This is a genomic window from Aliihoeflea sp. 2WW (assembly GCF_000497755.1).
In the GTDB taxonomy this organism is placed as follows: domain Bacteria; phylum Pseudomonadota; class Alphaproteobacteria; order Rhizobiales; family Rhizobiaceae; genus Aliihoeflea.
Map to the genome: position 1 here is coordinate 1 of NZ_AYOD01000049.1, position 14,092 is coordinate 14,092.

9 protein-coding genes and 1 tRNA gene are annotated in these 14,092 nt (G+C 65.7%); 3 read left to right on the top strand and 7 right to left on the bottom strand.

Annotated elements, in window-relative coordinates; genetic code table 11:
* Window positions 1–256: 256 nt before the first annotated feature.
* From ALII_RS0118130 to ALII_RS0118155, 6 genes are all read right to left on the bottom strand, one after another.
* Window positions 257–3,610 (bottom strand): error-prone DNA polymerase, encoded by a 3,354-nt coding sequence (locus tag ALII_RS0118130; protein ID WP_024588635.1) that lies wholly within the window; start codon window positions 3,608–3,610, stop codon window positions 257–259.
* Window positions 3,607–5,169 carry a DNA polymerase Y family protein gene (locus ALII_RS0118135; protein ID WP_173401420.1) on the bottom strand — a complete coding sequence of 521 codons (1,563 nt, stop codon included), beginning with the start codon at window positions 5,167–5,169 and terminating at the stop codon, window positions 3,607–3,609. Before ALII_RS0118135 ends, ALII_RS0118130 begins: the two co-directional genes overlap by 4 nt.
* Window positions 5,060–5,890 (bottom strand): hypothetical protein, encoded by an 831-nt coding sequence (locus ALII_RS0118140; RefSeq protein WP_024588637.1) that lies wholly within the window; start codon window positions 5,888–5,890, stop codon window positions 5,060–5,062. The genes ALII_RS0118135 and ALII_RS0118140 overlap by 110 nt, the downstream gene beginning before the upstream one ends.
* Window positions 5,891–6,040: 150 nt before the next feature.
* Entirely contained in the window at window positions 6,041–8,365 is a 2,325-nt protein-coding gene (locus tag ALII_RS0118145; RefSeq protein WP_051375944.1) for a DNA translocase FtsK, read from the bottom strand.
* A 163-nt stretch (window positions 8,366–8,528) separates the two neighbouring features.
* Window positions 8,529–8,604 (bottom strand) — tRNA-Lys (locus ALII_RS0118150).
* 109 nt (window positions 8,605–8,713) lie between these two features.
* Window positions 8,714–9,622, bottom strand: a complete 909-nt coding sequence (locus ALII_RS0118155; RefSeq protein WP_024588638.1) for a PhzF family phenazine biosynthesis protein — start codon at window positions 9,620–9,622, stop codon at window positions 8,714–8,716.
* A 111-nt stretch (window positions 9,623–9,733) separates the two neighbouring features.
* On the opposite strand from ALII_RS0118155, the gene ALII_RS0118160 reads away from it, so the two are divergent.
* Genes ALII_RS0118160 through ALII_RS0118170 form a run of 3 tightly spaced genes read left to right on the top strand, consistent with a single transcriptional unit; the run spans window position 9,734 to window position 12,967 of the window.
* Window positions 9,734–11,047: an efflux RND transporter periplasmic adaptor subunit gene (locus ALII_RS0118160; RefSeq protein ID WP_024588639.1), complete on the top strand. Its 1,314-nt coding sequence runs from the start codon at window positions 9,734–9,736 to the stop codon at window positions 11,045–11,047.
* Window positions 11,047–11,769 carry an ABC transporter ATP-binding protein gene (locus ALII_RS0118165; protein ID WP_024588640.1) on the top strand — a complete coding sequence of 241 codons (723 nt, stop codon included), beginning with the start codon at window positions 11,047–11,049 and terminating at the stop codon, window positions 11,767–11,769. Before ALII_RS0118160 ends, ALII_RS0118165 begins: the two co-directional genes overlap by 1 nt.
* A complete protein-coding gene (locus ALII_RS0118170) occupies window positions 11,759–12,967 on the top strand; it encodes an ABC transporter permease (protein WP_024588641.1) in 1,209 nt (402 codons plus the stop codon). The genes ALII_RS0118165 and ALII_RS0118170 overlap by 11 nt, the downstream gene beginning before the upstream one ends.
* A gap of 3 nt (window positions 12,968–12,970) precedes the next feature.
* On the opposite strand, the gene ALII_RS0118175 is transcribed toward ALII_RS0118170, so the two are convergent.
* Window positions 12,971–14,083 (bottom strand): endonuclease/exonuclease/phosphatase family protein, encoded by a 1,113-nt coding sequence (locus tag ALII_RS0118175; protein ID WP_024588642.1) that lies wholly within the window; start codon window positions 14,081–14,083, stop codon window positions 12,971–12,973.
* Window positions 14,084–14,092 lie beyond the last annotated feature (9 nt).

The following is a 14,092-nucleotide window of genomic DNA, read 5'->3' on the forward strand; positions in this document are numbered from 1 at the left end:
AACGTCCCGGCCCATCCGCTCGCGCCTCAAGACCTCAAAGTCGACGCTCACATAAGAGCGATACTCTGTAATGTCAACCAACTTTCGCGAAACTCAGAAGCGAACTTCTTCGTCGCCAGCAGCGTCGCCGCCGTCGTTGTTGAGCGGGTTATAGGCCCCACATCCCAAAACTGTCAACGACCAATTCAAAGTTTTTGCGAAATCGGCTCATCACCGAAGGGAAACCGAAGCGGAAGCCCCTGCGGCAGCGCCTTTTTCAGTGAAAATCCCGCGATTTCGGGATCACGCGGACGTTTCGGGGATGATTGTGGGTGCGGTTCGGCTGTGGACGCAGGATCTCGTCGGCACGTGAAAATTCGGGTTTCGCCTCATAGGAAGAGGACAGGCGGTCGAGATCGCCGGTACGGTCGTGGACTGCGGTCGCCATCAGATGGACGACGCCTTCTGCGCTTCGCTGCACCTTCCCCTCGACCAGCGCCAGCCGCGCGGCCATGATCGGACGGCGGTAGCGCTCGAAGTCGCGCGACCAGATCAGCGCATTGGCAACGCCCGTCTCGTCCTCGAGCGTCATGAAGATCGCATTGCCCTTGCCCGGCCGCTGGCGGACGAGAACGATGCCGGCGACCCGCACCCGCCTGCCATCGCGCGCCGCATTGAGACCGGCCGCGCTCAATACCCCCTCGCCGTCGAACAGGCGTCGCAGGAACTGCATCGGATGCGCCTTCAGAGACAGGCGGATGGTCTGATAGTCGGCCACCACATGTTCGCTGAGCGCCATCGCGGGCAGCCCCACCCTTTCTTCCGCGCCCAGTTCATGGCGATCGGCGGCAGCGAACAGCGGCAGCGGCGCGTCGTCCGGCAGGCGGCGTACGGCCCAAAGCGCGGCGCGCCGGTCGAGCCCGACCGAGCGAAACGCATCGGCATCGGCGAGCAGTCGCAGGGCGCGCGCCGGAAGCCCCGTACGGCGCCACAGGTCTTCGATGCTCTCGAACCCCCCTGCCCGCGTTGCGGTCAAATGATAGGACCACTCGTCTTTGAAACCGTCGATCTGGCGAAAGCCTATGCGAAGCGCACGGTGCTTATGCCCCACACACGCTTCGAGCGTGTTGTCGCGAAGGCTATGATTGATATCGACCTCGCGGATTTCGACGCCAGTCTTGCGCGCATCGCCCACGATTTGGGCGGGCGCGTAAAAGCCCATCGGCTGGGAATTCAAAAGCGCGCAGGCGAAGACATCCGGATAATGGCATTTCAGCCAGGCCGAGACATAGACAAGCTTGGCGAAGGAGGCGGCGTGGCTTTCTGGAAAGCCGTATTCGCCGAAACCCTTGATCTGATTGAAACAGCCCTGCGCGAATTCCCGCTCATAGCCTCGAGCTACCATGCGCTCGACCATCATCGCCTCAAAATCTTTGATTTTTCCATTCGAGCGAAAGGTAGCCATAGCCTTGCGCAACTGGTTGGCTTCGGCATCCGTGAATTTTGCGGCTTCTATGGCAATACTCATCGCCTGCTCCTGAAAAAGAGGAACACCCAGCGTACGCGAGAGGACATGCTTCAATTCATCAGGGTCATGCGGTGGGCCGGGAGACGGATAGACGATCTCCTCCGGGGGCTTGTGGCGACGGCTCAGATAGGGATGAACCATATTGCCCTGGATCGGCCCAGGGCGAACGATCGCGACCTGAATGACCAGATCGTAGAACCTCTTGGGCCTGAGGCGCGGCAACATGTTGATCTGAGCCCGGCTTTCGACCTGAAAGACACCGATCGACTCGCCGCGCTGCAGCATGTCGAACGTTTCAGGATCGTCCGGTTTTAGCTCATTCATGGCAAGCTTCTTGCCGTAATGTGCCTCGACCAGATCGAACGCCTTGCGGATACAGGTCAGCATGCCGAGCGCGAGCACGTCGACCTTCATCATGCCGAGCGCATCGATGTCGTCCTTGTCCCATTCGATGAAGGTGCGATCCTCCATCGCGGCATTGCCGATCGGCACCATTTCGTCGAGGCGATGGCGCGCGAGCACGAAGCCGCCGACATGCTGGGAAAGATGGCGCGGAAAATCGAGCAGCCGCGAGGCGAACTCGACCGCACGCCGGATCATCGGATTGGCGGGATCGAGCCCCGCCTGCCGGATACGCTCGTCAGGAAGTTCGTCGCGGCTCCAGCTTCCCCAGACTGTTCCGGCGATGCGCGCCGTGATGTCCTGCGACAGGCCGAGCACCTTGCCGACCTCGCGGATCGCGCTTTTCGGCCGGTAATGAATGACGGTCGCGACGATGCCGGCGCGATGACGGCCGTATTTTTCATAGAGATACTGGATGATCTCCTCGCGCCGCTCATGCTCGAAATCGACGTCGATGTCCGGCGGCTCGCGGCGTTCGTCGGACAGGAAGCGGGCGAATAGAAGCGTATTCGTCGCCGGGTCGACGGAGGTGATGCCGAGAACGAAACAGACCGCGGAATTGGCGGCGGACCCCCTGCCCTGGCACAATATGCCGAGTTCCTCCGCCTTTTGGACGATGTCGTAGATGGTGAGGAAATATGTGGCGTAGTCGAGCTTGGCGATGAGGGCCAGTTCCTCGACGAGCGTCTTTCGAACCTTCGGCGGAATCTCCCCCTTGTAGTGGATGGCCGCGCGCCTCCAAGTCATCTCCTCAAGATGGCTTTGAGGCTCAAGACCCGGCGGGACCAGTTCTTCCGGATATTCGTATTTGAACTGCCGGAGCGAAAAATCCATCCTGGCGAGAAGGATCTGGACCTCCTCGATTGCACCGGGACAATCACGGAAAAGCCGCCTCATGTCCTCGGCCGGTTTGAGGTGGCGTTCGGCATTGGCAAGCAGCAGCCGCCCCGCCGCCTCGATGGTGGTTGCCTCGCGAATGCAGGTGAGGACATCCTGAAGGTCGCGCTCGTCGGGTGAGTGATAGAGAGCGTCGTTGATGGCGATCAACGGCACGCGATGCGCTACGGACAACGCATTCAAGCGCGTCAGTCGCCGCCGGTCGCTCCCCTGATAGAGCATCGAGGCGCCAATCCATAGGCCGCCGGCCATGTCGCGCAGACGCGAAAGAACAGGCGGCAGGGCGTCCAATCTGCCATCAGGCATCACCACCAGCAGGAGATCACTGCACCGAACAAGCAGATCATCGAGATAAAGAATGCAGTCCGCTTTCTTCGCCCGCCGGTTCCCGATCGTCAAAAGCCGGCAGAGCGCACCCCATCCATCCCGGTTTTCAGGATAGGCGATGATGTCCGGAGTGCCGTCGGCAAAGACGAGCCGGGCCCCGACCGCGAGCTTGAAGTTGCGTGAGCGTGCCTGAAGCTCTTCAAAGCTGATCGGCATGTCTTCGAGCAAGCCGGGCATGACGAGCACATACTCGCCCGGCCCGGAGCCCTCGCGCATGCGGCGCGCCGGCCTTTCGCCGGCAAGGATGTCCTTGATAGTCGCATAGGCGCGCACCACGCCGGCGACCGAATTGCGATCCGCAATGCCGATGCCGTTGTGGTTCAAGATGAGTGCGGCCAGCACCATGTCCTGCGGGCTGGAAGCCCCGCGCAAGAACGAGAAATTGGTGGTCGTGGCAAGTTCGGCATAATCCGTCATGGAAAGAGCCCCTGGATGAACCAGCGCACCTCGCCCGCCTCGCGCGCATAAAGGCCTTCACGGTAAAGCCAGTAGCGGTGGCCCTGCCGGTCCTCGACGCGGTAGTAGTCGCGGGTCTTCGGCTCCTTGGCCGTGCGCCACCATTCGGGCGAAATGCGCTCTGGGCCCTCCACGCGCACCATGTCGTGCCAGATGCGCCGCCAGCGGAACCGGTAGGGAGGACCTTCGGGCACCTCGGCGATCGTCTCAACGGGTTGCGGCGGCGTGAAGATCAGGATCGGGCGCAAGGGCGGCTCGCCGGCGGGGCTCGGGCTCCACTCGATTTCGGCCTCGCCGTCGCCGATCGCCGGTACGCGCCGTGCGGCACGTTCGGGTACGTGGCTGTCGATCGGCAGGAAACGTTCGACAGCGCCCGGGCCGAACCGCGCGCTCAGGCGGTCGACGAGGTCGGCCACCGCCGCCTCGTCCACCCGGTCGCGCTCGAAGCGCATCTGCGCGCCGTCGGCCGGGTCGCCCGCCAGCACGGCGAGCCGGATCATGTCGAAACCGAAGCCGGGATCGACCGGATCGGCAAGCGCATCGAGCCGGGTCATGAAAAGCTTCTTCAGTGCTGCGGGATCGCGCAGAGGCCGCCCGACCAGCGCCTCGATGCGCCGCGTCGCGCCGTCGGCGCGAAAGAAGGTCGCCTCGAAGGCGCGCCCGCCCTGCCCGTGCCGCTCCAGCATCGCGCAAAGGCTGCGCGTCAGCGCCTCGAAGGCGATCGCGATATCGGCCTCGAGCCCGATCGGATCGGCAAAGCGCTCTTCCGCGGTGAACAAGGGCAGCGGCCGGCGCGGCGACAAAGGCGGGTCGATTTCGCCGAAAATTGCCTGCAGCCGGCGCACGAAATCCGAACCGAACCGTGCGGCGAGCGGTTTTTGCGGGCGCGCGGCAAGATCACCGAGCGACATCAGGCCAGCGCGGCGGAGCGCGACGATGCTCTCGGGCTCCACTTCGAGGGCTGCGACCGGCAGCGGCGCCACGGCCTCGCGCTCCGCCCCGGACGCAACGATGCCGCCCTCCCCGAAGCGGGCGAGAGCGCGCGCCGCAGCTCCGGTTCCGGCAATGGCTGAGCGCGCCGTCAGGCCGAAGCTTGACAGCCGCCGTTCGAGGTCGGCCTTCAGCCGCTTTTCCCCGCCGAACAGATGCGCCGAACCGGCAATCTCGAGGATCAGCGTGTCGGGCGCCTCTTCCGCAACGACGGGGGTATAGCGGTCGCACCAGTCGGCGACATGGCAAAGAAGCGCAAGATCGGCCTCCGGCTCGTGCTCGTGCACCTCGATCGCCGGCACGCGGGCGCGCGCATCGGCAAGGCCGAGGCCCGGATTGAGCCCGAGCGACAGCGCCTTGCGATCGGCCGCGACGAGGCGCATCGCATTGGCCTCGAGCGCCGCGACCACCATCGGCCGGTCATCCCGCCTGCCGCCAGCCCTGCGCGCCAGACGCTCCAGCCGGTCGGTCGGAAGAAAGGGGAGCCACAGCGCGAGATATCGCCTGTTCCTCGAAGCGTTGCTCGTCACGGTTCCACTCCATCTGCCAGTTGAGGCCGGCAGTGCCTGCGCGCTGGCGCAAAAGGGTGATGTCGAAGGCCGGCATGCCCGGCGCATTGGCTTCGAGCGGGCGCGAAGCAAGCGCGCCCACCTGCCAGCGCGTCGTCGCCGCGCTCGGCTCGGCGCGGGCGCAAAGGCGCAAGAGAAAGATCGGCACGCCGCTCTCTTCCGCCGCCAGCGTCAACCGACGCGTGGCGGTCAGGTCGAGCACCTTGGGATTGCCCCAGGGCTCGATGACGACCGCGCCGAGTGCCTCGCATCGCGCGCCCTCGATACCGGCGCGCAGGACGGCCGCGGCATCCTTCAGCCGAACCTGGATCAGCGTTTGAGGCAGAAGCCCGATGTCGAGCAGGCCCTGCGGATAGAGCTTGCCGGTCTCGACCTCGCCGGCGACCTGGCGCACCCAAAGCGTCTTGCGCAGGCGCATCGCACCACCCTCGGCGCGCAGATCCTCGTCGATCCGCAAGCCCGCCCGCAGGCTCAAGCCCGCGACGAAGCCAGCCGCGGAAGCCGCATCCGCCCCTGCCGCACCCAGCACCTCATGCAATGCGCCGCGCATCAGCCCGCCGCCCAACGCCCTGTCCGGCCCGTCCGCACCAAGCGAAAACCGGCTTTCCGGCCCGATCAGTCCGACGGGCTCCAGGGCGGCGAGGCTTTGCCGCAGCGCATGGATATCGCGTCGACCATCCATGCCCTATGTTCCTATTTTGTTCTATTAAGAACCCAACCGGAACGGGAGTCAATTCGGCTTTGGAAAATGTGATCTTCCCATGCGTCGGCGCCTGATGGGGCGAAGGTCCGGTCGAACCTTCAGCCCCGCCGAGCTCCGATCAGGCCAGCTTTAAGCAGACTGGCCGGAAAGAATTTCGCGCTTGCCCACATGATTGGGCGCACCGACCAGCCCCTCCTTCTCCATCCGTTCGACGAGGGAGGCGGCACGGTTGTAGCCGATGCCCAGGCGACGCTGGATATAAGAGGTCGAGCACTTCTTGTCGCGCGTGACGACCTTCACCGCCTCGGCGTAGAGCGTGTCGCCATCGTCGCCGTCCACGGCGGCGTCGACGTCGCCTTCGTCCTCATCGGCGAGCGGCGCGTCGCCATCGGCGGTCACCGTGTCGAGATATTCCGGCGTCGCCTGCGCCTTGAGGTGCGCGACGACCTTCTCGACTTCGGCATCTGAGACGAACGGTCCATGGACGCGCGCCAGGCGCCCGCCGCCGGCCATATGAAGCATGTCGCCCTGGCCGAGGAGCTGTTCGGCGCCCTGTTCGCCCAAAATGGTGCGACTGTCGATCTTCGAGGTGACCTGGAAGGAAATCCGGGTCGGGAAATTCGCCTTGATCGTGCCGGTGATGACGTCGACCGAGGGACGCTGCGTCGCCATGATCAGATGGATGCCGGCTGCCCGCGCCATCTGTGCCAAACGCTGGATCGCGCCTTCGATCTCCTTGCCCGCCACCATCATCAGGTCGGCCATTTCGTCGACGATGATGACGATGAACGGCATCGGCGACAGGTCGATCTCGCGTTCCTCGAAGGTCGGCTCGCCCGTTCCCTTGGCAAAACCGGTCTGGACCTGCATGAAGATCTGTTCGCCGCTCTGGCGTGCGGCGGCAGCCCGGCTGTTATAGCCGTCGATGTTGCGCACGCCGAGGCGCGCCATCTTGCGATAGCGGTCCTCCATCTCGCGCACCGCCCATTTCAGGGCGGTCACGGCCTTTTGCGGGTCGGTGACGACCGGCGTCAGAAGATGCGGGATGCCGTCATAGACGGACAGCTCGAGCATCTTCGGATCGACCATGATCAGCCGGCACTCTTCCGGGTTCAACCGGTAGAGAAGCGAGAGGATCATCGTGTTGATGGCGACCGACTTGCCCGAGCCCGTGGTGCCGGCGACCAGAAGATGGGGCATGCGCGCCAGATCGGCGACGACCGGCTGACCGCCGATGTCCTTGCCAAGCGCGAGCGCAAGCTTGGCATTCGACCGGCCGAAAGCGTCGCTCTCGATCAGTTCGCGGAAATAGACCGTCTCGCGCTCGTCGTTCGGCAGTTCGATGCCGATGGCATTGCGGCCCGGCACCACGGCGACGCGTGCCGATACGGCCGACATCGAGCGCGCGATGTCGTCGGCCAAATTGATCACGCGGCTCGATTTGACGCCGGGTGCCGGCTCGAATTCGTAGAGCGTGACGACAGGGCCGGCGCGCACGTGAATGATTTCGCCCTTGACCCCGAAATCTTCCAGAACGCTTTCGAGGAGGTCCGCACCTTGCTCAAGACGCTCCTGCGTCAGGTAGACGCCGGTTCCCATCGGAGGGTCCTGCAGGAGGTCGATCGGGGGAAACGAATAGCCCTCCCCGAAAGCTTCGGCCTCGATCCGCATGGGCTCGGGCAAGACTGGTGGCCGCACTGACGCCGGCGGAGCGGCTGGCACGATGGCCCGCACCGTGGTCTGCCCAGCAGGACGCTGCGCGAGACGGCCAGATGCGGCGTCCTCAGAAGACGTGCGAGCCTTGCCACCCGTTCCAACCGAACAATCGATGACACGGTAAAGAGAAGCCGGATCGGATTCGCTGGGTCGCGGCCGTGCTGTAACGGCCGGGCCGTCTGTCCGCGGCGCCACGGAAACCACCCGGCCAGCGACAGGTTTGCGCGCGGGCACGATTTCGCCCTTCGGCGACAGCGGCGGCGCGAGCTCGAAGAATGCGTGGTCCGAAAGGAGCGCCCACACGTCCCCGCTCGTCGGCGAGGCCGACTCGGTCTTGGCCGCCACGGCCGGGGCAGCAAGTTCATCGATCGCCTCGGCCGGCCGGTCGTCCGCGTCATGGACGAGTTCCAGAACATGGTCGCGAACGACGACCGGCACCGTCGGCGCCTCGTCGGGCGACGAACCGGCGGTCGGTTCAGCGGCCGCCTTGCTCTGCTTCTTCGTCACCGCATTGTCCGGCGTGCGCGTGAACCGGACGTTCGGTGCCATGAAGAAGTGCTTTTCCCACTCGGGCTTGGCCTCCTGCGAAACCGGATTGACCGACGGTTCGCGCGGGCCATCACGCTCGGCGCGTGCAGCTTCCGCCTGCGTTTCGGAGCCCTCGGGGGCCGTCTGCGCGCGGGAAGCGTAAAGGGAAATCGGGATGATGTTTGCCCTGGTGATCGGCGAGGATGACATGCGTATGCTCAACGGTTGGACACCGTTGAGGGATAGGATCACACGGTTAACAGTTCCTTCCCGACCACGCTGCCGGCGCGTCAGAAAACGCGGTCGTGCACGATCAAAATCGCGCGCCGATGATGGCGGGCGAAAAATTGGGACGGACGGAATGGAAAGAAAATGGTGGGTGATGTAGGGATCGAACCTACGACCCGCTGATTAAGAGTCAGCTGCTCTACCAACTGAGCTAATCACCCGGCCACCGGGTCGCCAGGGCGTCCCGAAGAAGCCGCGTCTATAGCCACTCGCTTTCGCGCTGTCCAGCGCCTGGGCAAAAGTTTTTCGCGAGCGCGCGATACCGCATGGTCAGGCGAAAAGCGTGCCCTCGGCGACCTTGACTGCGTGTCCGCCGATCCGCGCGGCGGTGATGGCGCCGCCTTCGACGTCGATCTCGAGCCGGATGCGCGAAGGGCGGCCCATTTCGATGCCCTGCTCGATCCAGTGCCGGTGGGAGCCGGCGCCCGGCTGGTCGAAATGGTGGATGGCGCCGGCGAAGGCGGCGGCGGCCGAGCCGGTCGCGGGGTCCTCCGGGATGCCCATGTAAGGCGCGAACATGCGCGCGTGGAAGGCGCAATCATGGCCGACCGTCTCGCGGCAATAGACATAGGCGTCGGCGATGATGCCATCGACCTGCGGCGCGATCTCGGCCCACAGCGCGCCATCGCATCTGGCGCGGGCGGCGGCGTCGAGCCCGGCGACCGGGACGGTGACGTACGGCACGCCGGCCGTCCAAAGCTGCGGCACATGGTTCTCGAAGCCGATCTCGTGCGCCCCGAGCCCCAGCGCGGCGGCGAAGGAGGCCTTGTCGACCTCGCAGTCGAGGCGCTCGGGCAGACGCGGCAGGTCGAACTCGGCAAAGGCGGCGTCGCCCTCACGCGAGACCGCGCAGCGCACGAGGCCGATCTTCTGTTCGAGGACGAGGATGGAAAGGTCCGTCGGCTGCCCGCCATCCGAAAGCGCGACGGCGGTGCCGACGGTGGGATGGCCGGCGAAGGGGAGTTCCCGACCGGGCGTGAAGATGCGCATGGCGGCCGCGTGGCCGGCCCCTTCGGCCGGCAGCAGGAAGACGGTTTCCGAGAGGTTGAATTCCTTCGCGATCTTCTGCATCGCGCCGTCATCGAGCCCATCGGCGTCGAAGACGATGGCGAGCGGATTGCCCGCCAGCACCTGGTCGGCGAAGACGTCGTAGACGGCGTAGCGGCGGGCGGACGTCACGGATCGGGCTCTCCTCAAGCGGGCCGACATGGCCAAACTTTAATTTGTAATCGGGGCGCTTTGGGGCGATCTGTCAAGCATAGGGACATATCGAGCGCCAGGCTTCGTCAGATGGATCAGATCGCCGGCCGGCCGCAAGGGCCCTCCGCGCACAGCGCAACTCCGAATATTTCCGATGCGCTCGGCCTCGGCACGGCGAAACGCAAAAAGCGTCGCTGGCCGCTCGTCGCGGGGCTGCTCCTGCTCGGCGCAGCCGGCGGCGCCTACTACGCTTTCGCCCCCTCCTCCGCGCCGCAGGTCAGCTACCGCACCGTGCCGGCCGAGCGCGGTGCGCTGAGGGTCGAGGTGTCGGCGACGGGCACGCTGGCGCCGCTGACGCAGGTCGACGTGTCGACGGAACTGTCGGGCGTGGTGCGCTCCGTCTCGGTAGACGAGAACCAGCGGGTTTCGGCAGGCGACGTCCTTGCAGTGCTCGACACGGGCCGGATCGAGGCGCAGATCGAACGCGCCGAGGCGAATGTCGCCGCCGCCGCCGCCCGCGTCCTCGACGCCGAGGTGACGCTGACGGAAACCCGCCAGGCGCTCGCTCGCGCCGAGCAATTGTCAAGCCGCGGCATGGTCGCCGACCAGGCGCTGGAGACATCCAAGGCCGCCTTCGATCGTGCCGACAGCGCCGTCGCCATCGCGCGCGCAAACCAGGACATTGCCGAGGCGGAACTGAAATTGCAGCAGGCCGATCTCAACAAGAGCACGATCTACGCGCCGATCGACGGCATCGTCCTAACGCGCTCGCTCAACCCCGGGCAGACGGTTTCGGCCTCGACGCAGGCGCCGATCCTGTTCGTCATCGCCGAGAATCTGGAACGCATGGAACTGAAGGCGGCGATCGACGAGGCCGATATCGGCCAGGTCGCCGAGGGCCAGACTGCGCGCTTCACGGTCGACGCCTTCCCGACGCGCCGTTTCGACGCCGAGATCAGCGACATCGCTTATGCCTCGGTCGTCACCGAAGGCGTCGTGACCTACGAGGCGCGGCTGGCGGTGACCAATGACGAGCTTTTGCTGCGCCCCGGCATGACCGCGACGGTGGATATCGTCACCCGCGAGGCCGAGGATGCGCTTCTGGTGCCGGCCTCGGCGTTCCGGTTCAGCCCGGCCGTCGCGGAAGAGCGCTCCTCCGGCTTCGGCCTGCAGGCCTTGTTCTCGCCGCCGCGCATGGGCATGGGCCGCGGCGGGCGTGGCGGCGGCAATCGCGGCGAAGCGCGACAGGCGGCCGATCCCTCGCAGCGCACGCTCTACGTCATGGAAAACGGCGAACCGCAGGCGACCCGCGTGACCACCGGCTCCAGTGACGGCGACCGGATCGAGATCGTCGACGGTTTGCAGGAAGGCGCCGAGATCGTCGTTGGCACGCGGGAGCGGTGATGAACGTCCACACTGAGCCGCCGCTTCTCGCCTTCGCCAAGGTCTGGAAGACTTATGGCGCTGGCGAAGCGCGCGTCGATGCGCTGGCCGGTGTCGATATGGCGATCCGGCGCGGCGAGTTCGTCGCGATCATGGGGCCGTCGGGCTCCGGCAAATCGACGGCGATGAACATCATCGGCTGCCTCGATACGCCGAGCGAGGGGCGCTACGATTTTCTCGGCGTCGATGCCGGCATGCTCGATCGCGGCCGCCGCGCGATCCTGCGCAATCTCTATATCGGCTTCGTCTTCCAGGGCTACAATCTCCTCGCCCGCACCACGGCGGCGGAGAATGTCGAACTGCCACTGATCTATCGTGGCGTGCCCGCGAAAGAGCGGCGCGGCATGGCGATGGAAGCACTGGCGAAGGTCGGGCTTCAGGGGCGCGAAGACCACACGCCGGGCGAACTTTCCGGCGGCCAGCAGCAGCGCGTCGCGATCGCCCGCGCCATCGTCGCCAATCCGACCTTGCTCGTCGCCGACGAGCCGACCGGCAATCTCGACACGGCGCGCAGCCACGAGATCATGGAACTCCTGACCGGCCTCAACCGCGATCAGGGCCTGACCATCGTCATGGTCACGCATGAATCCGACATCGCCGCCTTCGCGGACCGGACCGTCGGCTTTCTCGACGGCAACATCGCCTATGATCGCGTGAACACGGAGGCGGCCCATGTTTCTTGAGACCGTCCGCCTCGCTTTGCGCTCCGTGCGCCGCAACGCGCTGCGCTCGTTCCTGACGCTGCTCGGCATCGTCATCGGCGTCGCCGCCGTCATCGCCATGATCACGGTCGGGTCCGGCACGACGGAGAAGGTCAAGCAGGACATCTCCAATCTCGGCAGCAACCTCCTGATGGTCTCATCCGCCCGCCCCTCGCGCGGCGGCACCACCAATTTCACGCCGCGCCGCCTCGACGCCAGCGACCTTGCGGCGATCTCGGCCTCGCTTTCCGGCGTCGATGCAATCTCGGGCGCGGCGCAGCGGCAGGTGCGCATCGTCTACGGCGCCGACAATCTGACCGCCGAGGTCACCGGCACCGACACCGAGTATTTCGCCGCCCGCAACTGGGAAGTCACCCTCGGCCGCGCCTTCTCCGAGCAGGAGGCGCGCTCGGGCGGCAATGTCTGCGTCATCGGCCAGACGGTGCGCTCGACCCTTTTCGGCGCCGGCGATCCGCTCGACCAGCCCATCCGCGTCGGTCAGATGAGCTGCCGCGTCATCGGCGTGCTGGAGGCCAAGGGCACGGCGGGCTTCGGCCAGGACCAGGATGCGACGGTGCTGATGCCGCTGCCGACCTTCCAGCGCCGCATTGCCGGCAACCGCGACATCGGCACCATCTTCGTCGCCGCGCAGGACGGCGTCGCGACGAGCGGAGTCGTCACCGACATCGAGCAGATCCTGCGCGAAAACCGGGGCATTTCGCCCGGCCAGGAAGACAACTTCCAGGTCCGCGACATGACCCAGATCGCCGACGCGGTGACGAGCACGACGCGGGTCATGACCGGTATGCTGGGCGCGCTCGCCAGCGTCAGCCTGCTCGTCGGCGGCATCGGCATCATGAACATCATGCTGGTGTCGGTGACGGAGCGAACGCGCGAAATCGGCATCCGCCTCGCCATCGGTGCGCATGAGCGCCACATCCTGCTTCAGTTCCTCGTCGAGGCGACGGTGCTGTCGGTGCTCGGCGGCATCATCGGCGTCGTCATCGGCCTGTCGCTCGCCGGCCTCGCCGCGATGAGCCTGTCGATCCCCTTCGTGCCGAGCCTTGCCGTCATCGCGCTCGCAGTCGGCTTTTCGGGCCTGATTGGCATGGTGTTCGGCTTCTTCCCCGCCCTGCGCGGCGCCCGGCTCGATCCGATCGTCGCCTTGCGGCACGAGTAACCGCTATAGGACGTCCAGTTCCATCACTACCGGGCAGTGGTCCGACGCCTTCGGCCTGTCCCAGCCGATGCGCGGCCAGCGCTCGGGCGACTGGCCGGGCGGAAAGGGTGTGCGCCAGGGCTGGCCCTTGGTGATGATCTGCGGCAGGCGCGTCGCGTTCTTCTGCGCCCATCCGCCCGAGACGAGCACGTAGTCGAGCTGGCACAGATGCCGCTCCTGCGGCCCGCGCGTGTGATAGAGCGTCCAGCGCTCGAGCGGCGGCAGGCGCTCGGCGACGTTCTCGCAAAAGCCGCCCTCGGTGAGGACGTCGAGGCTTGTGCGGATGTCTTCCGTCACCGGCGTGAACGTCCAATCCCCCTCGATCCCGCCCTCGACGACGATCCGTTCGCGATAGTCGTTCAAATCCCCGCAGATCGCCCAGCGCTTCTGCGCCGCCTTCGGCCCGAACCGCGCCTCGATGATCGCGCGTACCGCCGCAGCTTCAGCCATGCGCACCGGCATCGTCGATTCGCGCCCCGGCAGCCCGTTGCGCCCCCCGCCCATCGATTTGAAATGAACGAGATAGATCGTCACCGGCCGGCCCGCGACCTTGAGGTCGACCTCGACGCAGTCACGGCGAAACACCAGGTCGTTCGGCTTTTCGCCGACCCCGGCGAGCGCGTCGTTGTAGAGCCCCAGTTCCTCGAAGGTGACATGGGCGTGGCTCTGCATCGAGACGAACTCGATCGGCTCGCCATAGGCGGTCTCGGTGCGGAACATGATCGCGACCTCGATGCCGCGCATGTCGTTGCCCTTGGCGAGATATTTCTCGCGATAGCCATGGCCGACCATCTTGAACAGATAGCCATATTCGAAGGCCCGCAGCGCCTCGATGTTTTCCACCTCCTGCAGGCAGATGATGTCGGCCCGCGCCGCCGCGATAGCGAGCGCGCTGAGCTGGCGCGCATCGTCCGTGTGCGAGATCATCCGCGCGCGCTCCAGATGCCGGTAGTCGGCCTCGTTCTCGATCTGGAAGAGCGACAGCGCCCGGTCCTGCAGGAGCTGGTTGCGAAAGCCGGAAAAATCGAACCTGTTCATCAGGTTCTCGACATTGAACGTGGCGATGCGCAGCGACATGGCCGCACC

Bases quoted from the DNA above. Each gene is read 5' to 3' on its own strand.
- ALII_RS0118130 (WP_024588635.1), bottom strand. From the start codon at position 3,610: ATGACGGATTATGCCGAACTTGCCACGACCACCAATTTCTCGTTCTTG.
- ALII_RS0118145 (WP_051375944.1), bottom strand. From the start codon at position 8,365: ATGTCATCCTCGCCGATCACCAGGGCAAACATCATCCCGATTTCCCTT.
- ALII_RS0118140 (WP_024588637.1), bottom strand. From the start codon at position 5,890: ATGGATGGTCGACGCGATATCCATGCGCTGCGGCAAAGCCTCGCCGCC.
- ALII_RS0118170 (WP_024588641.1), top strand. From the start codon at position 11,759: ATGTTTCTTGAGACCGTCCGCCTCGCTTTGCGCTCCGTGCGCCGCAAC.
- ALII_RS0118160 (WP_024588639.1), top strand. From the start codon at position 9,734: ATGGATCAGATCGCCGGCCGGCCGCAAGGGCCCTCCGCGCACAGCGCA.
- ALII_RS0118175 (WP_024588642.1), bottom strand. From the start codon at position 14,083: ATGTCGCTGCGCATCGCCACGTTCAATGTCGAGAACCTGATGAACAGG.
- ALII_RS0118165 (WP_024588640.1), top strand. From the start codon at position 11,047: ATGAACGTCCACACTGAGCCGCCGCTTCTCGCCTTCGCCAAGGTCTGG.